The following is a 21,717-nucleotide window of genomic DNA, read 5'->3' as shown; positions in this document are numbered from 1 at the left end:
GCCCCACCCCGGGCGGCCCCCGGGCGGTGTGGGCATACGCCGTGCTGCCTTACGCCGTGCTCGGTGCGGCCGGCCTGCTGATCCTGGGCAAACTGTCGACCGGTGCGCAGCTCGACCGGTTTGAGGCGTACGGCATGGTCGGACTGCTGCTGGTGGCGCTGGTCCGGCAGATGGTCACCCTGGCGGAGAGTAACCGACTGTTGGCCGAGGTACGCCAGCGCGCACGGCAGCTGCACCATCAGGCGTTCCACGACCCGTTGACCGGCCTGGCGAACCGGGCGCTGTTCACTCGGCGGCTGCAACGAGCCCTCACCAACGACCCCGACAACCCCGACGCCTGCCACGCCGGCGACTCCGGGACGGTGTCCGTCCTGTTTTTGGATCTCGACGGGTTCAAGCGGGTGAACGACGCGTTCGGCCATGCCGCCGGGGACGAGCTCCTCAAAATCAGCGCGGAGCGACTGCGGGCGGACACCCGCGCGGTGGACACCGTCGCCCGGCTCGGCGGGGACGAGTTCGCCATCATTCTCGGCAGCGGCGGCGCCGACGCCCGGAAGGTGGGTGAGCGGCTCGCGATGGCAGTCCAGGAGCCGTGCCTGCTGGCCGGGCAAATCTACACCCCGCGGGCCAGCTTCGGCCTAGTCACGCTCGACGGCTCCAGCACCCGGCCGGCCAGTCCCGACAGCCTGCTGCACCAGGCCGACCTGGCCATGTACGCGGCCAAGCGGGAACGCGCGGGCAGGCTGGTCGTCTACCGGCCGGAGCTGTCCGCCCTCCCCGAGCACCGCCACCCGGACCCACCCAGCCAGGACGACCCGGTGGGCGCCTACGGCCGAGTAGTAGGCCTGATGTGATCCATCTGCCTGCCCCGTTCCGCGCACGTATCACCGGTCTGGGGAGGAGGCCCCGTTCAGGCCGGTCGCCGTCTAATCGAGGTATGCCGTGGCGCCCGATGCCGGGGCAGGAGGTGGGCGGCGCTCGGGCCGGCGGTGTCGGTGAGGGCCGCGGCGATACTCGGATAGACGGGAAGGTGCTCGCCCAGGTCGGTGAGGGCAGGGACACGCCGCACGATCGGTGGCGGGGTGGCCAACCGCAGCCATCCACCCTGGCTATGCGCCTGCCGCCGGACACGGTCGATGACGCTCAACCCGATGAGATCACAAAATTCCACACGTTCTGCTCGATGCCCAAGTCGATGTTCTCCGGGTCGACTCCGGGCAGGTCCAAGTGAACCAGGAACTCGTCACCCGACCGGTAGGCATCCATCGGCATCGCGGCGGGGCGCGTGAGCGTGCCGAACACCTCCTCGGTCAGCCGATCGAGCTCACGGAACGGATCGGTACGCATCATCGCGGTCGACGGCTTCTTCGCCCTCCACCGACCTCGGTGGGCGAGCCCCACAGCGTAAAGGCGAGCTCCACAGCGTAGAACTGCGTACGCATCATCGAGTGAGCGACGGTGTGGGTTCTGGTGGGGCAGCGGCTTGGCTCGGTGTCGTGGTCGGTGGTGGCGGTGCGGTGAGGGTGCGTGGGAGTCGGAGCCGTTTGAGCAGGACCGCGTTGACCGCGACGAGGAAGCTGGAGCCGGACATCGACAGGGCTGCGATCTCGGGTCGCAGGACGAGTCCGATCAAGGGCTCGAAGACCCCGGCTGCGATCGGCAGCGCGACGGCGTTGTAGCCGACGGCCCAGCCCAGGTTCTGCCGCATCTTGCGCAGGGTGCCACGGCCGATGAGCAGGGCTGCCGGCACGTCGAGGGGATCGGAGCGCATCAGCACGACGTCGGCGGTCTCGATCGCGACGTCGGTGCCGGCGCCGATGGCGATGGCGGGATCGGCCTGGGCGAGCGCCGGGGCGTCGTTGACGCCGTCGCCGACCATGGCGACCCGCCGGCCGGCGCGCTGCAGGTCGGCGATCCTGGCGGCCTTGTCGCCCGGGAGGACCTCGGCGATGACGGTGTCGATGCCGAGCCGGCCGGCGATCCGGCGGGCGGTGGCCTCGTTGTCGCCGGTGAGCATGACGACCTCGACGCCGGCGTCGTGCAGGGCCCGCACAGCCTGGGCTGCCGTCGGCCGGGGGGCGTCCGCAAGTCCGAGGAGTCCGGCGGGCCTGCCGTCAACGGCGACGAGCACCGCGGTCCGGCCGCCGGCGGCGAGCGCGTCGCGGCGCTCGGCGAGATCCCCGGGCGGGACGCCCTCGGCCTCCATCAGCCGGAGGTTGCCAACGGCGACCCGGTGGCCGTCGACAGTGGCAACCGTGCCATGCCCGGGGATGTTGACGAAGCCGCCCGCAGGCGGGCGTGGTAAGCTGCGGACCTCGGCGTGACGGACGACCGCGACGGCAAGGGGATGCTCGGACTGGCGTTCCACCGCGGCGGTCAGCCGCAGCAACTCGTCCTCGGTGAGGCCGGCGACGAGGACATCGGTGAGCTCCGGCTCGCCCCTGGTCAGCGTGCCGGTCTTGTCCATGACGACGGTGCTGGTGCGTGCCGAGGATTCCAGGGCGGTCGCGTTCTTGAAAAGGACGCCGCGTTTCGCGCCGAGCCCGGTACCGACCATGATCGCAGTGGGAGTGGCGAGCCCGAGCGCGTCGGGGCAGGTGATGACGACCACGGTGATCCCGAAGAGGACGGTGTCCTGGGCGGGGCGGTCGGTGGCCAGCAGCCAGACCAGCAACGTTGCGATTCCGCCGAGCAGTGCGACGAGCACCAGCCAGAATGCGGCCCGGTCGGCCAGCCGTTGACCGGGCGCGTGGCTGTTCTGCGACTCCTGTACGAGGGCGACAATCTGCGCCAGGGCGGTGTCCGAGCCGACCTTGGTCGCGCGGACCCGCAGCGTGCCGTTGGTGTTGAGGGTGGCGCCGATGACCTCGGCGCCGGCGGCCTTGTGCACGGGAAGGCTCTCGCCGGTGACCATCGGCTCGTCGACGTCGGACTCGCCGTCCTCGACCAGACCGTCGACAGCGATCTTCCCGCCGGGGCGGACGAGCAGCAGGTCACCGACCACGACCTGGGAGGTGGGCACCTCGACCGGCTCGCCGTCCCGGATGACCAGCGCCCGCTCCGGGGCCAGTTCGAGCAGGGTGCGGATCGCGTCGTTCGCACCCCCGCGGGCACGCATCTCGAACCAGTGGCCGAGCAGCACGAACGCGGCGAGCATGGTGGCCGCCTCGTAGAAGACGTCACCGCCACCGGTCAGCGTCACGACCAGTGAGTAGCCCCAGCCGGTACCGATCGCAACCGCGACCAGCACCATCATGTCCAGGGTCTGGGCCCGCAGCGCCCGCACCGCACCGTCGAAGAAGATCCACGACGCCCACCCGACGACCGGCAGGCTCAGGATCAGCTGGAACACGTCGTCGCGCAGCCCGAACGGCGCGGCCACGTGGAAACCGAGCATGTCCCGGCCCATCGACGACCACAACATGATCGACACCGAGAAGACCACCGCCACCAGAAACCGGTTACGCATGTCGGCAACCATCGCCGCCATCGACATCCCACCGTGCCCCCTATGACCCATCGCGTCGCGCGGCGAGCCCACCGGGACGGTATGACCCGCCGCGTGCGCATGGTGCCCGATTGCCGGACCGACGGCCTCGGACGCTTTGGGCGTTCGTTCCGCGGTGGGCTCGGCAAGTGGATCGCACAGGTGGTCCGGCACGGACTGGCCGGTGCAGTGGAAGCCACAGTCACGGATCCAGCCCGCGAGCATCGCCACCGAGGTGCGCGCCGGGTCGAAGCGCACGGCGGCGGTCTGCGCGACCGGGTTGGCCACGACCTCGACAACCCCGGGCTGGCGTCCCAGCACAGCCTCGACGCGCGCCTTCTCACTCGCCCACCGCAGGCCGGAGACCTCCAGAACCGCCGTCGACATCCTCGCGCGCTGGCTGTCGCTGGTTCGACCTGGGGCGGGGCGATGAGGCTGATGCTGGCGCATGATCGACTCCCCTGGTTCGTCCTGCTTCTGTGCCGACGGTAACCGCTTCAACGATGCCGTGTAGTAGTTCCATCAACCCGTTCAGCAACCCCTTGGTTGTACCCCCGGAGGTGTGACGACCTGCTTGGATCCGGCTGTTTGCCTGCTGGACCATCGGACTTGCCGACGGCGGGCCGGGCCGCAGGTACGGGTGCGGGCTGGTGACCGGCTCCGGCTGACGTTGCGCAACGGATTGCCGGCCGACACCTCGATCCACTGGCACAACGCCTACCACGTGGAAGCCGGCATGATGAGCGCGCTCTCCTACGTCACCTGATGTGCAACCGTCACCTGATGTGCAACCGTCACCTGATGTGCAACGCGGAAGCCCCGGCCTGCATGACGGGGACCGCGACCACCATGGTCCGCACACGCACCGGTAGAGGCCTGATCGGCACACCGCGAGACCTGCGCACCGACAGCACCGCCGCGCCGGTGGCACTCGGATCGGCCGGGTATGCGCGGCCGATCCGACCCCGTGGCGCCGGTCCGGTCAGACCGCCGCTCCGGTCAGACCGCCGCTCCGGTCAGACCGCCGCTCCGGTCAGACACAGTGGTAGCCGAGATCGCTCAGAGCGGGCAGGACAACGGCCGCCAGTGGCAGCAGGAAAAATACGGCGATCAGCAACGCCCACGCCGCGACGGCGGAACGGCCGAGTGGTTCCCGCGCGGTGAGCAGACGCAGCACCCGATGTCGAACAGCGGTGCTTCCCATGCCCAACGCGGAGGCAGGCGGGGCGGCTAGCCGCAGGACCGCATGGGCGACCGCCTGCCGGGGACAGTCCCGCGCCGCCCCGTCGTCAGCGGCGAGTTCCACGAGCCGGCGCAGCTCGCCGTGGGCCACACCGAACAGGGGGACGAACCCGAACGCCCGGTCGAGCACCGCAGCGCAGGTAAGGAGCAGGTGGTGACGGCCGTGCAGATGCGTCCGCTCATGGGCGATCACTGCGCGCAGCTCGGCCGGCGGCAGGATACGCAACGCTCCCGCGCTCACCACGACGGTCCCGCCCCCGCCCGGCAGGCAGAAGGCGCTGGGCCGAGAATGGTCCAGAACGAACACGCCGAGTCCGGCATCGAACCGGGCCAGCAGGCGAACGTCGCGGCGGTGACGGAGCCGCATCCGACGTTGCCGGCCCCAGACGCCGACGGCGGCATAGCCGAGGCGAAGCAGCACGCCGACGGCCCCCGCGGTTCCCGCCACCCCCTGCGCCGTCCACGCAAGAGGCGGCAACCGATGATCGGCCCAACCGCACCACTGCACGAGCAGGATGAGCAGATCTCCCCCGGCGTGCGCGGGCACGACGAGGAACACGCAGACGAGGAACCCAGCGAAGGCGGCGGATACCTCCACGGCCAGCCACATGATGATCGCAAGCCAAGGTGCGCGGGACGTCCAGGACGCCCCGTCGAGCGGGCGGGGAAGTCCATGGGCGACCAGCAGCGCATAGGCCGCCAGCACGGCGGCGGTCACGCCGGCGGGACCGGGTCGCAGCCCCGGGAACGTCGGTTCTCGTGCCACTGCACGGCACCGCGTAACGACTCGTACTCCGCCGCGTCCATCGTCTCGACGAAATGCAGCAACACCAGCCCCCGGTCCTCCGCCCCCGCGAGCACCTCGCTCATCATCCGGGCGGCGTAGGCGCTGCGACTGAGCGCGGGAGCATATCGGTACGACCGTCCCGACCGCTCCCGGCACAGCCAGCCCTTGCGGAACAGCCGGTCCATCACTGTCATCACGGTGGTGTAGGCCAGCTGACGATCGAGCAGCCCCCGCACCTCCCGCACGGTCACGGGGGTCCGAGCGGACCACACCCGATCCATAACCTCGGCTTCCAGATCACCGAGCCGCTCCACCACGCCCGCGTCCTCCCAATATCCTGCCCGCAACGCGGCGAGCCACATCGCCAGGCTGACGATCGAGCCAACCACACGGTAGACAGCCGGACCGACCGGATGCGCGCACCCACCTCCGCGCCGAAGCCGGTCGTCGGCTCCCAGCCGGGACCACGCCGACGAGCCATCCCGGCAGCCCTCCAACCGGAACCTCAACTACTGCCCTGGCCTCAACTACTACTCCGAGCAGTAGCCAGAGCAGGGCCGAGGCCGGACATGAAGGGGTATGAAGAGGGAGAAGCAGGCCGGATCCGATCTAGAATCTCTTTTCCTACCTGGCGTTCAGCCCACGGCAAGCCCGCCCCGACCCTGTCCGTTCTCACCCCATCTGCTACATGTCATAGTAGTCAGGAGCGGATAGGACCGAAGAGGGGATCTTTAGGGTGGATCGCACCGGCAGGAACGGACTCGCGGCTGTCGACACGGCGCGCATCGAGGGTCTGCGGCTCCTGCGCGGAGCCGAGCAGCTCCGCCTGCGCGCGCCACGTCTCACCCCGGCCCAGCGCCGAACGGCCACCCTGGCGTTGATGACCACCGGCAGCTTCGCCGCCGCGTCCACCGGATTCGCCCTGGCCACCACCGGCAACTCGCCCGCCGCGCCCGCGGCGCCGGTCAGCGCGGCAGACATGATCGGTGGTGGTCTCCCGGGCGCCCAGCCCCGCATCGCGGCGCCCCTGGCCAGTGCGATCGCCGAGCAGGACTCGGCCTTCACCGCCGTGTCCATCGCACCGGACCGGTCCACCATCGCCCCGAACACTCCCGTGGTCTTCACGGTCCGCGCCATCAGTATGGACGGGCAGACCCCGCTGGCCGGGGCGACGGTGCGGATCGCGGTGATCAACGGCCCGCAGTGGACCACCACCGCCCGGCTGCGCACCAACGATGCGGGCGAGACGCGGATCTCCGCCCGCCTGCTGTCCACCACCACGATCACCGCCGTCTTCGACGGATCCGACGCGCTGCGCCCCTCCCTGGCCGGAGCGGCCACCGTCACCGTGAACGCACCGGCCCTGCGGGCCGGCGGCAGCGGCACCTCAGCCATGGGCATGGGCATGGGCGGGAACACGCCGCTCAGGGTGAACGAGGTCCCCGCGAGCAGCCTCGGAGCGAAGGCTGTCTACCTCGCCTCGCTGCAGAATGGCAAACCCTACGTCTGGGGCGCCACAGGACCCTACGCGTTCGACTGCTCGGGATACGCCCAGTACGTCTACCGGCAGCTGGGGCGGAACCTGCCGCGCACCGCCCAGCAGCAGTTCCAGGCCACGGTGCGCATCCCCAGGTCCGGGAAGAAGCCCGGCGACCTCATCTTCTTCGGGACTCCCGGCAACATCACCCACATGGGCATCTACGCAGGCAACGGCTATATGTGGGCCGCGCCACAAACTGGACGAAATGTCAGCCTGCAGCTCATCTACAGCAGCAGCTACTACGTCGGCAGGGTCCTGTGAGCCGCTCTTTCGACCGTGCGGGAGACGAGCCGACCCGGGCGCAGGTTTTACCGAGCGCCTGCGCGTGAAGCATCATGCAACGGTGAGGGTCCGGCGCCGAGGAAGAGAAAAGAGCACCCCAGGCAGGCTGCGCCTGTTCCCGCTTCTCGTGCCCGTGCTCCTCGGCATCCTGCTCATGCACGGCGGCCTGTCCGCGCACGCCGGCCATACCGACCCCGGCACGCACGGGCTCCCCGCGGCCCGGAGCGGATCAATGGCGATGCCCGACGCGACGATGCCCGACGGTGGGATGAATCCGCGCTCCGCGCCCGTCCACCTGGCCGGTCTCGATCCGCGGACCAGGGTCACGATGCCGGCCACAGACGCAGGCCACGACGGGCATGCCGGTCAGCTGTGCCTGGCGTTCCTTCGCCTGGCCAGCGTCCTGTTCATCGCCTTGCTGCTCACCCGCGCCGTCCGCTCGACCTTCGCAGCCCGGAGCCGGCTGCGTGCGGCGTCATCCCGGCCTGGGCGATCGCCCCCCGGCGGACCGCCACCGTCCCGCGCACCCTCACTCGCCTGCCTCTGCGTGCTCCGCCTGTAGACCGGTCGGCTTTCGCCTGCGCGTCCCCACGGACTCCCGCACCGCGAGCCCGCACAAGGATCTACCGACACCTGGCAGACGAGGAACCAGCATGAGACGACTCATCCTGCTCATCCCGGCGCTTCTGGCCGCAGCCGTTCTCACCGCGTGCGGCAGCGGGGGAAGCAGCACCGGTGCCGGCAGCACCGGCAGCACCGGCAGCACTGACTACAACGCCGCCGACGTCACCTTCGCCCAGAACATGATCCCCCATCACCGGCAGGCCATCGAGATGGCCGACCTGGCCGGCACCCACGCCCAGAACCCGGAGGTGAAGACCCTCGCGCCGCAGATCCGCGCCGCGCAGACTCCGGAGATCACCACGATGGTCGGCTGGCTCACGGCCTGGAAGCAGCCCACCGCTCCCCCCGCCGGCGACGGCGGATCGGGCCCCGGCATGGGCGGCCCCGGCATGGGCGGCCCCGGCATGGGCGGCCCCGGCATGGGCGGCCCCGGCATGAACGGCCATGACATGGGCGGCCATGACATGGGCGACCACGGATCAGAAACCATGATGCCGGGCGACACCATGGAAGGAATGATGTCCAGCGCGGACATGACCGCGCTGGGGAACGCGACCGGACCCGCCTTCGACAAGATGTTCCTCACCATGATGATCGCACATCACCAGGGAGCCGTCACCATGGCGAAGACGGAAATCCGTGACGGACGCCATACCCCGGCGCAGCAGCTCGCCGAGAATATTCAGAACACCCAGAACGCCGAGATCACGAGTATGCGGAACCTCCTCGCTAAAATCTGAAAGATCTGACCGAGCTGCCTGGCCCGCAGAGATGGTGGCCGCGACACACCCTCGCGGCCACCATCTCGCGGCCAGCCGGTCGAGTGCTTCAGTCGAGTACTTCAGGGGAGGGAGGGTTCGTGGATCGGCGCCGACCCTGACCATCCGGCCGGGTGCCGCGAGGCCCGGGAATCCCCTCCCTCGGGGAGGAGAGGATATCAACCGTGGAGCTCGATGCGCCGTCCGCGGCCACCCCCGCCCACACGAGCCTGCTCGCCGTGTTACGGGAATGGGGCCGGATCGGCTGCCTCGGCTTCGGCGGCCCGCCGACGCACATCGCGCTGCTGCGCCAGCTCTGCGTGGAGCGACGGCGGTGGCTGACCGCCACCGAATTCGAAGACGCCGTCGCGGTCTGTAACCTGCTGCCCGGACCGGCGTCCACCCAGCTGGCGATCTACTGCGCCTGGCGGCTCCGGGGCCGGCCGGGTGCGCTCGTTGGCGGGATCGCGTTCATCGTGCCAGGTCTGATCCTGATTCTCGCGCTGGCGGCGGTCTTCCTCGCCGGCTCGCCGCCGCGGTGGGTACGCGCCGCCGGCGCCGGGGCGGGTTCCGCGGTCGCGGCCGTCGCCGTCCAGGCCGGCGTCGCGTTGCTGCCGGCAAGCTGGCAGCGGGCGCGCACGGTCAGCCGCCTGCGCTGGCCGTGCTACCTGGCCGCCGGGGCGACGGCCGCCGCCGCTGTCGGCCCGTGGCTGGTGCTCGTCCTACTCGGCTGCGGCGCGTTCGAGCTGGCCGCCCGCCGCCACCATCGGCCCGGCCGCCAGCCGGGCGCTGCCGCGCCACCCATGCCCCTGCTCGCTGCCGCGCCACCCATGCCCCTGCTCGCCGCCGCGGCAACCGGCACCGGCGGGCTGCTCGCGCTGATCTGGGTTGCCTTCAAGGTTGGTGCCCTGTCCTACGGCGGCGGCTTCGTCATCATCCCGCTGATGCAGACCGACGCGGTCGACCACTATCACTGGATGACCGCCGACCAGTTCCTCAACGCGGTCGCGCTCGGACAGATCACCCCCGGCCCCGTCGTGCAGACCGTCGCCGCCGTCGGGTACGCGGCAGCCGGGATTGGCGGCGGGCTACTGGCCGCGGCCGTCGCCTTCGGTCCGTCGTTCGCGTTCATCCTGCTCGGCGGTCCCCACTTCGCCCGGCTGCGGGCCGAACCGCGAATCCGCGCCTTCCTCGACGGCGCCGCCCCCGCTGCGGCCGGCGCCATCCTCGGCTCCGCCATCCCGCTGGCCGGCGCGCTCGACCGGCCCTGGCAGTATGCCACCCTCGGCGGCGCCATGATCCTTCTGCTGCCCCTGCGCCGCGGCGTCGTTCTCACCCTGCTCATCGCCGCCGCGGTCGGGGTGGTCGTCACCGCCGCCGGCGGGCCTCTCCCTCAATGAGGGAGCAGCCGGGCGGCCTTCTCGTCCTTCTCGTCCTTCCCGTTCTTCCCGTTCTTCCCGTCGTCCGTTCGCGTTCCCTTCATCGGGAGTCCGGTTCGCCCTGCAAACGTCCTTCACGGTCGCACGCAGCGGCGGCGGCGCGGCTGCGGGGTCACCGACCACCGGAAGCGAGGAGCTGACAATGGATGCCGATTCCCCGTCCGGTGCGGCCGCGGTCGGCACGCCGCCGGCCTTCGGCGCGTTCGATCCGGCCCGACGCCATGATCCCTACCCCAGCTACCACGCCCTGCGGGAGGCGGATCCGTTCTACCGTCTGCCGCTGGGCGTCCAGCAGGTCACGCTGCTCACCCGCTACCAGGACTGCATGCACGTTCTGCAGGACGCCGCCTGGGGCCGGGGTGAGGGGGGAACCAACGCCTGGCGTTCCGCCAACAGCTTCGACGGCGGGCTGCGGTCGCTCCTCGGCGTGAACCCGCCCGATCACGCCCGGCTGCGCGGACTGGTCAGCAAGGCGTTCACTCCCCGGGTCATCTCCGGGCTGCGGCCACAGATCACCGTCCTGGTCGAGTCGCTGCTCGACGCCGCGCTCGCGGCCGGCGAGGTGGATCTGATCGACGCGTTCGCCCGTCCCCTTCCCCTGAGAATCATCTGCGATCTGCTGGGTGTGCCCGTGCGGGACGAGGAGACGTTCCGGGCCTGGGGAACCGCCCTCACCCGCGGCCTCGATCCGGACTATCTGCTCACACCCGACGAGCTGGCCCTGCGAGGGAAGGCCACCGTCGAGTTCGACGCCTACTTCACGGATCTGATCGCGGCCAGACGGGCTCGGCCGACCGACGACCTGCTCGGTCTTCTCGTGGCGGTGCGGGAGCAGGGTGACAGCCTGACCGAGACCGAACTGCTGGAGCTGTGCGCTCTGCTGCTGGTCGCCGGGTATGAGACCACGATCAACCTGATCGGCAACGCGGTGCTCGCCCTGCTGCATGACACCGACCAGCTCACCGCGCTGCGGGCCGACCCCGACCTGGCGCCCGCACTCGTCGACGAGACGCTGCGCCACGACCCGCCCGTCCAGTTCATCGGGCGTCTCGCGCTGCGCGACACCGAGATCGCCGGGCGCTCCTTCGCCGCGGGCGAGGTCGTCGTCACCATGCTGGCCGCCGCCGGGCGGGACCCGCGGACCTTCGCGGAGCCGGACCGGTTCGACATCCGCCGGTACGCCGGGCCGACGCCCGCCCCCCGTCATCTCGGCTTCGGGTTGGGGATCCACTACTGTCTCGGCGCGCCGCTCGCCCGGCTGGAGGCGGAGATCGCCCTGCGGGCACTCGTGCGCCGGGCCGGTAGCCTCACGCCGGCCACCGAGCCTCCCTCCTACCGCCCGCATCTGGTCGTGCGTGGCCTGGAGACACTCCCCATCCGGCTGTCGCCCTGACCATGCGGTGTCGCCCTGACCATGCGGTGTCGCCCTATGACGGTGCTGGGCGACACCCCGCACTACCGCCGCACCCGCACTACCGCCGCACCCGCACTATCTGTGGGCCGGAGAGCCGGCGGGTGCGGCTCAGCAGCGGACGATAACGAAACACAATCTCACGATCGATTACTCCGGCGCATGTTCCGAAACCGGCCACGACGGCTGTTACGATCGGAAAAGTTCGGGCCGACGACCCATCCGCAGCCCTCCGGAGGAGGCGGTCGAGAATGGCTGGCTTCCAGCCTGCAACGCACATTCCTGAAACCGGGTACTCTGAAAAAGGGTACGGAGCCGATGGATCCACTCCCCGCCGGAAGACGATCAGCAATTCCTACCTGCATCGCCTGCAGCGCCGGCACTTCCTGCTGTTCGACGTCCTCCCGATTACCGGCACCGCCGCCGCCATCGCGTTTCTCGCGGTACATCCGATCGGGGCCACCGAACTCGCCCTGCTCTTCTCGATGTGGCTCCTGACCGGCCTGGGCATCACCGTCGGCTATCACCGGCTCTTCACGCACCGCGCGTTCAAGGCGGCGCCGGCCGCGGCGGCCGCGCTCGCGGTACTCGGCTCGATGGCCGGCCAGGGCGGCGTGGTGTCCTGGGTTGCTCTGCACCGGCGGCACCACGAGTGCAGCGATCGCGACGGAGACCCGCACTCGCCGAATCTCGCCGGCAACGGTCTGAAGGGCCGGCTCCGCGGCCTGGCCCACTCGCACTTCCTGTGGATGCGCCGCCACGAATATCCCAACGTCGTCCACTACGCGCCGGATCTGATCAAGAACCGCGCGCTGGTCCGGGTGGCCCGCCTCTACTACTACTGGGTGACGCTCGGGCTTCTGCTCCCGGCGCTCGTCGGTGGCCTCGTCTACCAGAGCTGGACCGGGGCGGTGAGCGGCTTCCTCTGGGGTGGTCTCGTACGGATGTTCGTCCTCGAACACGTCATCTGGGGGATCAACTCCTTCCTGCACATGTTCGGCACCCGCCCCTACGAGTCCCGGGAGAACAGCAGGAACGGCGGGATCTTCGCCCTGCTGAGCCTGGGCGAATCGTGGCACAACAATCACCACGCGTTCCCCGATTCGCCCTCATTCGGGCTGCGGTGGTACCGCCTCGATCCGGGTTACTGGCTCATCAGGCTGCTCGCGGTCAGTGGCCTCGCCTGGGATGTCAAACTTCCGTCCGAAGAGCGGATGGCGGCGAAGCGCATCGCCGCCAGAAGATCCGCTCCGAGTACCGCGGTATAAGGAGCGAGCACGGTGGAGCCAAGCAGGGAAGAGATTGTCACCTGGTGCCAGGAGTATGTCGCGGGTCTCCTCGAGATACCCGCGGAGGAGGTCGATCCGGACGCGGACTTCGATCGACTGGGAATCGATTCCGCCCTCGCCGTCTCCCTGCTGATCGAGGTTGAGGAACGCTACGGCGTCGACCTGCCGCCCGAGGCGTTGTTCGAGAACCCGAACCTCAACGCGGTCGCCACGTACCTGCACACGCAGCTCCCGCGGCACGTGGCATAGTCGTCATGGCCACCTCGGTCGGACACGATCGAACGGTCGGAGCGGCGGCGGCCATCCGCCACCACTACGACGTCGGAAATGATTTCTACCGGCTTTGGCTGGACCGCTCGCTGACCTACTCCTGCGCGCTGCGGGAAGGCGCGGACGACACCCTGGAAACCGCCCAGGAAAGGAAGCTGCGGTTCCACCTGGACGCGATTCGCGCCGACCGCGCCGAAAGTGTTCTGGACATCGGCTGCGGGTGGGGCTCGATCCTGGGGCGACTGGCGGAGACGCACGGGGTGCGACGCTCCGTCGGTCTCACCCTCAGTGCGGAGCAGGCGGCCTTCGTCCGGTCCCGCGGCTATCCCGGCGTCGAGGTGCGCACGGAGAACTGGGCGCACTACGAACCCGGCACCCGGTTCGACGGGATCATCTCCATCGGTGCCTTCGAGCACTTCGCCGGACCCGACGACTCGTCCGCCGAGAAGATCCGCCTGTACCGGGAGTTCTTCACCCGCTGCCACGGCTGGCTGAAGCGGGACGGCGTGTTGTCGCTGCAGACGATCGCCTACGCGAACATGTCCCGCGAGAACGCGAGCGCCTTCATTCAGCAGGAGATATTTCCGGCGGCGGATCTGCCGACGCTCACGGAGATCACCGCCGCGGCGGAGGGCGTCTTCGAGATCCAGTCGGTGCACAACGGTCGGCTCGACTACGCCTGGACATGCGAGGAGTGGGCCCGCCGACTGCGCCGGCACCGCGAGGAGGCCGTGGGTGTCGTCGGACCGGAGGTGGTCGCCCGGTACGAGCGCTACCTGAAGCTGTCCGCCCTGGGGTTCCGGATGGGAAAGATCTGCCTGCTCAGGCTCGTCCTTCAGCCCTTCGGGAGCGGATACTTCGAGGGCCGCGGGGTGCGGGCGGGATGAGCACGGGCGGGATGACGTCCCCGACACCCAGCACCGCGACCGCCGACACCGCGACCGCCGGAGCCACCCGGGCACCGATCCGCTTCAACCCCTTCGGCGCCGAGTTCCGGCGCAGTCCGTACCCGCTCTATGCGCGGCTTCGCGGCGCGCAGCCCGTCCACCGGACGCTGGGCATGTGGGTGCTCACGCGGCACGCCGACGTGCGCGGTGTCCTGCACGACCGGACGTTCAGCGCCGGGCTCATCCCCCAGCTGGTCAGCCGGCAGGCGTCGCGGCTGTCGCGGGACGACGTGGCGCGGATCGGGCGGCTGGCGACCAAGTCGCTCGTCTTCACCGACAACCCCGACCACGCCCGGCTGCGTGGCCTGGTGAACCGGGTATTCACGGCGCAGGCGGTCGCCGAGCTGCGCCCCCGCGTCCACGAGGTCGCGGAGCGGCTGGTGCGGCGAGCCTGGGACGACGGCGGCATGGACGTCGTCGCCGATCTTGCGGGGCCCCTGCCGCTCACGGTCATGTGCGACTGGATGGCCCTTCCGGACAGCCTGCGCGAGCGCGTCGGGCCTTGGACGCATGACATCCGCTTCCTGCTCGAGCCGGGGCTGATGAAGACCGAGGACTTCACCCGGGTATCCGACGTCGTCGAGACATTCGCGCAGGCCCTGGACGACGTGGTCACCGAACGCCGGTCCCGGCCGGGTGACGATCTGATCAGCCGGCTGCTCGCCGCGCGGACGGCCGGGGGCGACCGGCTCAGCGATGAGGAACTCGTCTTCGTCTGCATCATGTGCTTCGTGGCCGGCAACGAGACCACGAAATCCCTCATCGGCAACGGTCTCCTCGCGTTGCTCCAGCACCCGGATCAGGACGCGCGCCTACGCCGTCGGCCGGAGCTGCTGGGCGGCGCCGTCGACGAGGCTCTGCGCTACGACAGTCCCCTGCAGCTGACCAAGCGCGTCGCGACGCGCGAGGTCGAGATCGACGGAAGCCGGATCCGGGCAGGCGATCAGGTTCTGCTGTGCCTCGGCGCCGCGAACCGCGACCCCGCGGTGTTCAGCCGGCCGGACGAGTTCGACATCACCCGCGACGCACGAGGGCATCTCGCCTTCGGCCACGGGATGCACGGGTGCCTGGGCGGGATTCTGGCGCAGTTGCAGGCCCAGGTCGCCCTCGAGCGGTTGTACCGGCGAGCCGAACGCCTGGAACTCCTGGTCACGCAACCCGACTGGCAGGATCACAGCTTCATCGTCCGCGGGCTGAAGCAGCTTCCGGTCTCGGTGCGGGGTGTCGGGTGACGGGCACCGGGGTATCAGGCACCGGGGTATCAGGCACCGGGCTGACGGGCCGGACGTGGCTGCGGTACGAACCGACGGATGCCGCCGTGCGGCTCATCTGCCTCCCGCACGCCGGTGCCGGAGCCAGTTCCTTCGCCAGATGGCTTGGGCTGTTCCCGCCGACCGTCACGGCGGTGCGGGTCCAGCTGCCCGGTCGTGAGGACGTGGTGGCCGAGCCCGCGCTGCGCCTGGTGCACGATGCCGTCGACGCGTTGCTGCCGCAGGTGACCCGGCTGATCGACCCGCCCGTGGCGTTGTATGGCCACAGCATGGGAGCACTGGTCGCCTTCGAGCTGGCCCGCGCGCTGAGTGCGGCGGGTATCCCACCGGTGCATCTGTTCGTCTCCGGCCGCCGGGCGCCGCACCGGCCCGCCAGCAGGGCACCGATCCATCACCTGCCGGACGACGCGCTCGTTGCCGCGCTGAAGACGATGGGTGACACGGGGGGCTCACATCGGAGTGCGGCCTTCCTGCGCTACACGCTACGGCTCACCAGAGTCGATCTGACGCTCAGCGAGGAGTACGCGTACCGCTCCGAACCCAGGCTGCGCTGCCCGATCACGGCCTTCTACGGAACCGCGGACCCGGTTGTCGACCTGGCCGAGATCGAAGCCTGGCGGGACGAGACGGACGTGGCCTTCGCGGTCCACACCTTCCCGGGCGATCACTTCTTCCATCAACGCCACCGGGTGGCCATAGCGGCGCGCATCGCCGCGGCGTTGGAATGAGCTCCGTCGAGCCGCTCCGGGGCGGGAGGGAAAGTCGAGGGAAGGAAAAGAGGGAAGGAAAAAGAGTGCCGCACGCGACATTGCTGCCGGAAGTCCTACAGAACCGCGCCGCCCGCCAGCCGGCCAGGCGGGCCTACGTGTTCGTGGATGAACACGAGGCGGAAAAGGCAGTACTGACGTACGGCGACCTGCACGCGCGGGCGCTCGCCGTGGCCGGGGAGCTGATCCGGCACTGCCGGCCCGGCGACCGGGCGCTGCTGCTCTTCCCGCCGGGTCTGGATTTCATCGTCGCCTACTTCGGCTGCCTCTACGCGCAGGTGATCGCGGTCCCCGTCAACCCCCCGCGCAGGAACCTGATCCAGGACGCGACCCGGAGCATCATCAAGGACTGCGAGCCTTCGGCCGTGCTCACCGTCGGCGCGATGGTCGAGCACATCAGGCCCGTCGTGGAATCGATCCGTGGCCCCCTCCCCTGGCTGCCGGTCGACCAGGTGGCGGACGAGACGGACGAGACGGACCAGGCGGGCACGAGCTTCCACCCCCGGCCCTGTCCGCCGGATTCCGTCGCCTTCCTTCAGTACACCTCCGGTTCCACGTCCGATCCGAAGGGGGTCATGGTCTCCCACCGGAACCTCGCCGCGAACCAGGAGATGATCCGGCGCGCGTTCGACCACGATCAGGACTCGACGTTCGTCGGCTGGGCACCGTTCTTCCACGACCAGGGGCTGATCGGCAACATCCTGCAGCCGCTCTACCTCGGGGCGACCAGCATCCTCATGGCGCCGATGACGTTCATCCGGTGGCCCCTGCGCTGGCTGTCGGCCATCTCCCGGTACCGGGCCCACACCAGCGGCGGGCCCAACTTCGCCTTCGATATCTGCGTCGCACGGGCCGCCCGGGGGGATGTGCCGGACCTCGACCTCAGCTGTTGGAAGGTCGCGTTCAACGGGGCCGAGCCCATCCGTCACGAGACCCTGCGCCGGTTCTCGGCGATCTTCGCGCCCCACGGGTTCGACGAGAAGGCGTTCTACCCATGCTACGGCCTGGCCGAGGCAACCCTGCTCGTGACCGGCAGCCGGAAGGGCCGCGGTCCCCGCGCCCTCGAGGCGGACGTCGAGGCGCTCGGTCACCGGCGCTATGTGCCGGCATCGGGCGGGCGCGGCCGGAGTCTCGTCGGATCCGGGCTCGTCCTCCCGGAGGAGGAGCTCCGGATAGTGGACCCCGAAACGGGACGCCCGTGCCCCGCGGACGAGGTGGGCGAGATCTGGGTCTCCGGCGACCAGGTGGCGCAGGGATACTGGCGCCGCCCGGAGGCGACGGCCGAGGTGTTCCACGCCGAGTTCGACGGCGAGACCGGCCGGGCCTACCTGCGCACCGGCGATCTCGGCCTGCTGGTCGACGGCGAGGTCTACGTCGTGGGCAGGCTGAAGGACCTGGTGATCATTCGGGGCCGGAACTACTATCCCCACGACATCGAGCTCACCGTCCAGTCGGCCCACCCCGCGTTGCGCCCCGGCGGGTGCGCCGCGTTCTCGGTTCCCGGTGCCGACGGCGAGAAGCTGGTCGTCGTGCAGGAGATCAGGGACGAGCAGCGCCTCAGCGCCGACGCGAGGGACGTCGCCGCGTCGATCCGGGCGGCGGTGACGCGGGAACACGACCTCTCGGTGAACGACCTCGTGCTGGCCCTGCCGGGCCGGCTACAGAAGACCAGCAGCGGCAAGATCATGCGAGCCGCGGCCAGGAACCGCTACCTGGCGGCCGGGTTCGAGATCTGGGAACCGGGGATGTCCTCCGTCGCCTGACGGATCCGCCGGTCCGCCTGGCGGAATGCCGCCAGGAAAGCCGGACCGCGGCCCGGCGGCTACGTGCGCCGCCGGGCCGCGGGCGCGGACCTACCGCCGCAGCGCGGCGGCGGGAACGGACTCGGGTCGGTAGGTGGCGATGATCTTGCAGAAGTCGAACGGGTTCTGCTCGACGTAGGTGCACTTCGCCAGGTCGTTCCCGTTGAAGTCGGCGCATTCGGGCAGGCGGCCCTGGTTGTAGTCCCGGGTGGCGTCCCAACCGGAGACGGCGCCGATGTTGTGGGTACGGGCGAACTCCACGAGCCGGCGCATGTGGTCCAGCGTGAAGATCCGGCCGTTGATGTGGCGGCCGAACATCGGGCAGGCGCCGATCCGCCGCCAGACCTTCTGCTCGTCCCAGTCGCGCCAGGCCCCGGCGATGTGCGTGAACATGCCGTTAAGCGCGATCACGCAGCACTCATAGGCGTCCGAGGGGGCCGTCTGGCCGAACTCCATCAGCATGCCGTTGATCAGCGATGGCTGGACGCCCGCGTCGGCGAGCAGATGCAGCAGACGCACCCCGTCGGGGTTGAAACCCACCAGGCTGCCGGGAGCACCGTCGACGGGAAGCGTGTAGGAGATCTTCAGGCCGGGGTAGGCCGGGAGCACCTGGGAGATGGCGGCGACGTGCCGCTCCAACCCCGCCCGGTTCTGAATGAACGCTCCCTCGAAGTCGAAGTCGACATGGCTGACCCCGTAGTTCGCGAGGATCGCCCGATACGTCGCCACAATCTTGGAAACGTCGGTCTCCACATCCTCCAGGGGGACGTTGGAAGCACCGCCGAAGGAGAGGATGACCTTCCCGTCCTGCGCGGTGAAAGCGGCGAAGTCCTCCTTGCCGAAATCGCCTGTCGCGGCCTCCCCGTAGCTCGGATAGCCGCCCCAGTACACCTTCTTGTCACCACCCGGCTGCGCCACCAGGAAGCCGACGAAGAAACTGTCGATTCCGGACAGGGAGCCGTATTCGGCGAGCTTCGGGTTCGGCCATGCGGTGTAGTCGACGAAGGGCGCTCGCGGCGCATCCCAGGTACCGGGGTCCGGGAGGGGGGCGGTAGTCGACGCGGCTACCTCCTCGGACAGCTCCGACCGGTTTCCGCTGACGTCGAACGCGCGGACCCGCAGAATGTACTCCGTCAACGAGTTCAGCCCCGACACCGTGGCCTCGGCGGCGGTGGTCGCCAGGACACGGGGTTCTCCACCCGGAGTCCGGTAGAACACCTCGTAGCCCGCCACCGCGATGTTGTCCGTGGACGGATCCCAGGTCAGGTGCAGGCTGTGCGGCGCCCAGCCGGTGATGCGCAGCTTCTCCGGCACCGTGGGCGGATCGGTGTCCTCGGGTGGGTTGGCGTTCTCCCCGTTGACCGTGAAGCCGTTCGGCAGCAGGGCGGGATCCGAGCCTGCGCCCGTCCCACCGTTCTGCATCGCGAGGGTGAACTCCTGCGATCCCCTCGCCTGGATGATCTTCCGTTCGGACACCAGGCGGCCAGTGACGACGTCAGTCGGCCGATCAACCGGGTTGAACACCAGGCCGTAAACATTCCGGATGAGCCGGGGCGCGGCGAACGTACAGGATATCTCCGGATCCACCACGTCCTCGGTGGAGTAGTTGGAGATGGTCACCTTGAAGTTGGCCCAATGTTCGGTTCCGTTGGGCAGCCACTCCGCTGACGCGAACACAAGACCTTGCGAATCCGACACAGTCTGTCTCCTCCGAGGGTTTTGTCGGGTTCAGCCGGCATATCAGCGTGGCACCGCTAGGGAGATGCTGCTCCGGACGCGGGACTGATATGACGCGACCCCAAGATATACGCCGCCGTCTCGGTGGACGTGCGGACGCGCCCGTTGGCTCATGGACCACCTTCGGCCGAGCGGACCTACGGAAATTCTCGGTCGAGAAATCCCCAAAACCGGAAGCACGGTACCCCTGGAACATTCGAACACAGCACCCTGGAACACGGCGGTCCGGAACACAACACCCCGGAACACGGCGCCCTGGAGCGGCACGGAACCACGCATCAGGGTCTTGAGGCGGCATCAGGGTCTTGATGCGCCGCGATCCGTCAGCTCATCAACCTATTATGATCAGCGGAGACCGGATCTCGCCCGCCATCCGGACGTGCGCCCGACGACCCCGGTCGCGACGCATCGGAGGTGCCATGTCCACGCCGCCGGGATCCACGCCCCCGGGATCCACGCCGCCCACGGATAGCTTCACCAGCAGCTGCACCGCGTGACGCCCGCCGGGCGGCCGACCCGTTCGTCAGTCGTCCAGCACGCGCAGCGCCTTCGACGGACACAGCGCGACCGATCGACGCACGGCGTCCAGCCGACCGGCGGCGATCTCTTCGATCAGGGTGACGACGAGGCCGTCGTCACCCTGATCGAAGACCTCCGGCGCGGTCATCACGCACATCCCAGCGCCGACACAGACGGCGCGATCAGCGACAATCTTCATGCGACACCCTCCTGTTCCGCCCTCTTCCACCAGGTGACCGGGTCTCACCAGGTGACCGGGAGTGCGTGCAGCCCGTGTACGACATGATGGGCACGGAACGCGACCTGTTCGTAGGGCACGGCCAGCGCGAGATCGGGGAAGCGTCGCAGCAGCGCGGGGAACGCGATGCGCATCTCCATCCGGGCCAGCGGCGCTCCCAGGCAGTGGTGCACGCCGTGGCCGAAAGCGACGTGACCGGGAGCGCCACGGGTGATGTCGAGCCGGTCCGGATCCCCGACGAGAGCCGGGTCTCGGTTGGCCGCGGGTAGCGCCAGGAGCAGTTGTTCGCCCGCCGGGATGCGGTGACCGGCGATCTCCACCTCGGTCGTCGTCGTGCGGGGCACACCGGAGGGCACGATGGACAGCCACCGCAGCAGTTCCTCGACGGCGGGCTCGACCTGGGCCGGATCGTCGCGGACCATGGCGAGCTGGTCGGGATGGCGCAGCAGCGCCAGGGTGCCGAGAGCAAGCATGTTCGACGTCGTCTCGTGCCCGGCGACCAGCAGCAGCGAGGCGATGCCGACCAGCTCGGCGGTGCTCAGTTCGTCGCCGTGCTCGCGCACCAGCATGCCCAGCAGATCCTCGCCCGGGGCCGCCTGCGCCCGCGTGACCAGCCCGGCCATGTACGCACGGGCCTCGCGCTGCAGGGCCAGCCGCTGCTCGATCGGCAACGAGGCGTCGATCTGCCGGCGGGTGCGGTGCTGGAACTCCGCGCGGTCGGAATACGGCACCCCCAGCAACTCGCAGATCACCAGCGACGGCACCGGAAGCGCGAAGGTCGCGACCAGATCGGCCGGCCGGCCGGCCCGTTCCACCTCGTCGAGCGCCGCGTCGACGATGTCCCGGATCCGCGGCTCCAACCCGCGCATCCGGCGCACGGTGAACTCCGGGGTGAGCATCCGGCGCAGCCGGGTGTGATCTGGCGGATCGAACGCGAGCATCTGCCCCGCCCGCAGTTCGGCGATTTCCTCATCACTCAGGACGGGACCGCCAGGACCTACGACCCACTGATTGACGTTGCTGAACCTGCCCGGATCCGCGAGTATCTCGCGGACGTCCTCGTACCGGCTGACCAGATACGCGGGTACCCCGAACACGGTGACAACGCGGCAGACGCCGTCGGTGTCCCGGATCCGGACGAGTTCCTCGATCGGATCGAACTGCGCTCGCCGTATATGCAGCGGAACTATCGGTGCCGCGGCCATCGCCTGTCCACCCTTCGTCGTTCACGCGGGACCTCGGACACCGACGACGCTACCATCCACGCGAAAAATTGCTGTCGTTTGAACGGACCGCATCCGGATATC

Annotated in this window: 21 protein-coding genes; 13 read left to right on the top strand and 8 right to left on the bottom strand. The window is 69.6% G+C overall.

The window, feature by feature from the left end; translation table 11 throughout:
• On the top strand, positions 1 to 854 hold an 854-nt coding region (locus tag AC08OO_RS02475), incomplete at its 5' end, for a diguanylate cyclase domain-containing protein (RefSeq protein WP_476618189.1).
• A 56-nt stretch (positions 855 to 910) separates the two neighbouring features.
• On the opposite strand, the gene AC08OO_RS02470 is transcribed toward AC08OO_RS02475, so the two are convergent.
• The 3 genes from AC08OO_RS02470 to AC08OO_RS02460 all read right to left on the bottom strand — a co-directional run bounded on the left by AC08OO_RS02470 (position 911) and on the right by AC08OO_RS02460 (position 3,874).
• Positions 911 to 1,171 (bottom strand): STAS domain-containing protein, encoded by a 261-nt coding sequence (locus tag AC08OO_RS02470; RefSeq protein WP_476618188.1) that lies wholly within the window; start codon positions 1,169 to 1,171, stop codon positions 911 to 913.
• Positions 1,144 to 1,350 carry a hypothetical protein gene (locus AC08OO_RS02465; protein ID WP_476608859.1) on the bottom strand — a complete coding sequence of 69 codons (207 nt, stop codon included), beginning with the start codon at positions 1,348 to 1,350 and terminating at the stop codon, positions 1,144 to 1,146. The genes AC08OO_RS02470 and AC08OO_RS02465 overlap by 28 nt, the downstream gene beginning before the upstream one ends.
• 91 nt (positions 1,351 to 1,441) lie before the next feature.
• Positions 1,442 to 3,874 carry a heavy metal translocating P-type ATPase gene (locus AC08OO_RS02460; RefSeq protein WP_476608858.1) on the bottom strand — a complete coding sequence of 811 codons (2,433 nt, stop codon included), beginning with the start codon at positions 3,872 to 3,874 and terminating at the stop codon, positions 1,442 to 1,444.
• Positions 3,875 to 4,049: 175 nt separating this feature from the next.
• Between AC08OO_RS02460 and AC08OO_RS02455 the strand changes: the two genes are divergently transcribed.
• Positions 4,050 to 4,253 carry a multicopper oxidase domain-containing protein gene (locus tag AC08OO_RS02455; RefSeq protein WP_476618187.1) on the top strand — a complete coding sequence of 68 codons (204 nt, stop codon included), beginning with the start codon at positions 4,050 to 4,052 and terminating at the stop codon, positions 4,251 to 4,253.
• Between the two features lie 267 nt (positions 4,254 to 4,520).
• Here the strand turns inward: AC08OO_RS02455 and AC08OO_RS02450 are convergent, their stop codons facing one another.
• Together AC08OO_RS02450 and AC08OO_RS02445 are read right to left on the bottom strand one after the other, a co-directional pair.
• The gene (locus AC08OO_RS02450; protein WP_476608856.1) at positions 4,521 to 5,495 is read right to left on the bottom strand and encodes a M56 family metallopeptidase; all 975 of its coding nucleotides are present in this window, start codon (positions 5,493 to 5,495) and stop codon (positions 4,521 to 4,523) included.
• Positions 5,444 to 5,905, bottom strand: a complete 462-nt coding sequence (locus AC08OO_RS02445; RefSeq protein ID WP_476608855.1) for a BlaI/MecI/CopY family transcriptional regulator — start codon at positions 5,903 to 5,905, stop codon at positions 5,444 to 5,446. The genes AC08OO_RS02450 and AC08OO_RS02445 overlap by 52 nt, the downstream gene beginning before the upstream one ends.
• 347 nt (positions 5,906 to 6,252) lie before the next feature.
• Here AC08OO_RS02445 and AC08OO_RS02440 point away from each other — a divergent pair, with 347 nt between their 5' ends.
• The 11 genes from AC08OO_RS02440 to AC08OO_RS02390 all read left to right on the top strand — a co-directional run bounded on the left by AC08OO_RS02440 (position 6,253) and on the right by AC08OO_RS02390 (position 17,877).
• The gene (locus tag AC08OO_RS02440) at positions 6,253 to 7,317 is read left to right on the top strand and encodes a C40 family peptidase (RefSeq protein ID WP_476608854.1); all 1,065 of its coding nucleotides are present in this window, start codon (positions 6,253 to 6,255) and stop codon (positions 7,315 to 7,317) included.
• Positions 7,318 to 7,399: 82 nt separating this feature from the next.
• Positions 7,400 to 7,900 (top strand): hypothetical protein, encoded by a 501-nt coding sequence (locus tag AC08OO_RS02435; protein ID WP_476608853.1) that lies wholly within the window; start codon positions 7,400 to 7,402, stop codon positions 7,898 to 7,900.
• Positions 7,901 to 7,991: 91 nt separating this feature from the next.
• The gene (locus AC08OO_RS02430) at positions 7,992 to 8,702 is read left to right on the top strand and encodes a DUF305 domain-containing protein (protein WP_476608852.1); all 711 of its coding nucleotides are present in this window, start codon (positions 7,992 to 7,994) and stop codon (positions 8,700 to 8,702) included.
• A gap of 203 nt (positions 8,703 to 8,905) precedes the next feature.
• Positions 8,906 to 10,120, top strand: coding sequence for a chromate efflux transporter (gene chrA / locus AC08OO_RS02425; protein WP_476608851.1), 1,215 nt, complete (start codon positions 8,906 to 8,908; stop codon positions 10,118 to 10,120).
• A 181-nt stretch (positions 10,121 to 10,301) separates the two neighbouring features.
• Complete coding sequence (locus AC08OO_RS02420; protein ID WP_476608850.1) at positions 10,302 to 11,552, top strand: cytochrome P450; 1,251 nt, start codon at positions 10,302 to 10,304, stop codon at positions 11,550 to 11,552.
• A 269-nt stretch (positions 11,553 to 11,821) separates the two neighbouring features.
• Entirely contained in the window at positions 11,822 to 12,838 is a 1,017-nt protein-coding gene (locus tag AC08OO_RS02415; protein WP_476608849.1) for an acyl-CoA desaturase, read from the top strand.
• A 12-nt stretch (positions 12,839 to 12,850) separates the two neighbouring features.
• A complete protein-coding gene (locus AC08OO_RS02410; protein WP_011436045.1) occupies positions 12,851 to 13,108 on the top strand; it encodes an acyl carrier protein in 258 nt (85 codons plus the stop codon).
• Between the two features lie 5 nt (positions 13,109 to 13,113).
• Positions 13,114 to 14,016 (top strand): class I SAM-dependent methyltransferase, encoded by a 903-nt coding sequence (locus tag AC08OO_RS02405; RefSeq protein WP_011436044.1) that lies wholly within the window; start codon positions 13,114 to 13,116, stop codon positions 14,014 to 14,016.
• Positions 14,017 to 14,027: 11 nt separating this feature from the next.
• Complete coding sequence (locus tag AC08OO_RS02400) at positions 14,028 to 15,308, top strand: cytochrome P450 (RefSeq protein WP_476618186.1); 1,281 nt, start codon at positions 14,028 to 14,030, stop codon at positions 15,306 to 15,308.
• An 86-nt stretch (positions 15,309 to 15,394) separates the two neighbouring features.
• Entirely contained in the window at positions 15,395 to 16,075 is a 681-nt protein-coding gene (locus AC08OO_RS02395; RefSeq protein WP_476608847.1) for a thioesterase II family protein, read from the top strand.
• A gap of 65 nt (positions 16,076 to 16,140) precedes the next feature.
• Positions 16,141 to 17,877, top strand: coding sequence for a fatty acyl-AMP ligase (locus tag AC08OO_RS02390; RefSeq protein WP_476608846.1), 1,737 nt, complete (start codon positions 16,141 to 16,143; stop codon positions 17,875 to 17,877).
• 90 nt (positions 17,878 to 17,967) lie between these two features.
• Here AC08OO_RS02390 and AC08OO_RS02385 read toward each other — a convergent pair whose 3' ends face one another.
• From AC08OO_RS02385 to AC08OO_RS02375, 3 genes are all read right to left on the bottom strand, one after another.
• Complete coding sequence (locus tag AC08OO_RS02385; protein ID WP_476618185.1) at positions 17,968 to 19,614, bottom strand: fibronectin type III domain-containing protein; 1,647 nt, start codon at positions 19,612 to 19,614, stop codon at positions 17,968 to 17,970.
• A gap of 562 nt (positions 19,615 to 20,176) precedes the next feature.
• Positions 20,177 to 20,371 (bottom strand): ferredoxin, encoded by a 195-nt coding sequence (locus tag AC08OO_RS02380; protein ID WP_476608322.1) that lies wholly within the window; start codon positions 20,369 to 20,371, stop codon positions 20,177 to 20,179.
• Positions 20,372 to 20,415: 44 nt separating this feature from the next.
• Positions 20,416 to 21,615, bottom strand: a complete 1,200-nt coding sequence (locus tag AC08OO_RS02375) for a cytochrome P450 (protein WP_476608844.1) — start codon at positions 21,613 to 21,615, stop codon at positions 20,416 to 20,418.
• Between the last annotated feature and the right edge of the window lie 102 nt (positions 21,616 to 21,717).

Source organism: Frankia sp. CeCAU1 (assembly GCF_977971845.1).
The sequence above is the reverse complement of the archived record's forward strand: the minus strand, read 5'-3'. Positions and strand labels throughout refer to the sequence as shown.

What these genes read in the sequence shown, in the direction of transcription:
- AC08OO_RS02380 (WP_476608322.1), bottom strand. Translation starts at nt 20,371, where the DNA reads ATGAAGATTGTCGCTGATCGCGCCGTCTGTGTCGGCGCTGGGATGTGC.
- AC08OO_RS02460 (WP_476608858.1), bottom strand. Translation starts at nt 3,874, where the DNA reads ATGTCGACGGCGGTTCTGGAGGTCTCCGGCCTGCGGTGGGCGAGTGAG.
- AC08OO_RS02420 (WP_476608850.1), top strand. Translation starts at nt 10,302, where the DNA reads ATGGATGCCGATTCCCCGTCCGGTGCGGCCGCGGTCGGCACGCCGCCG.
- AC08OO_RS02430 (WP_476608852.1), top strand. Translation starts at nt 7,992, where the DNA reads ATGAGACGACTCATCCTGCTCATCCCGGCGCTTCTGGCCGCAGCCGTT.
- AC08OO_RS02400 (WP_476618186.1), top strand. Translation starts at nt 14,028, where the DNA reads ATGACGTCCCCGACACCCAGCACCGCGACCGCCGACACCGCGACCGCC.
- AC08OO_RS02465 (WP_476608859.1), bottom strand. Translation starts at nt 1,350, where the DNA reads ATGATGCGTACCGATCCGTTCCGTGAGCTCGATCGGCTGACCGAGGAG.
- AC08OO_RS02375 (WP_476608844.1), bottom strand. Translation starts at nt 21,615, where the DNA reads ATGGCCGCGGCACCGATAGTTCCGCTGCATATACGGCGAGCGCAGTTC.
- AC08OO_RS02415 (WP_476608849.1), top strand. Translation starts at nt 11,822, where the DNA reads ATGGCTGGCTTCCAGCCTGCAACGCACATTCCTGAAACCGGGTACTCT.
- AC08OO_RS02405 (WP_011436044.1), top strand. Translation starts at nt 13,114, where the DNA reads ATGGCCACCTCGGTCGGACACGATCGAACGGTCGGAGCGGCGGCGGCC.